Genomic DNA, 219 nt, shown 5'->3' with positions numbered 1-219 from the left:
TGATCGTCGAGTATGCGACCGTATAAAAGCTGTCTTGCTAGCTTCCGAAGGATGGAGCCTAACCATGATATCTCAAGCCCTTTGTATCCATGAATCTACAGTTGCTCGTCATCTTAGTGATTATGCTCTATCTTAAAAAAACTTAAACCTGAGAATGGCGGGAGCCAGAGTCTACTTTTTGATACTCAGACGATGCAGCTCATCGGGCATTTGACTGAG

At 43.8% G+C, this 219-nt stretch carries 1 pseudogene; it reads left to right on the top strand.

The features are described 5' to 3' along the window. A pseudogene (locus tag A3712_RS27165) lies at positions 1-219 on the top strand (helix-turn-helix domain-containing protein); the annotation flags it as partial.

Origin of the sequence: Vibrio sp. HI00D65 (assembly GCF_001635455.1) — a bacterium.
Taxonomy (GTDB): Bacteria; Pseudomonadota; Gammaproteobacteria; order Enterobacterales; family Vibrionaceae; genus Vibrio.
Note: the sequence above shows the minus strand (reverse complement) of the source record. Positions and strands in the feature narration are given on the sequence as shown.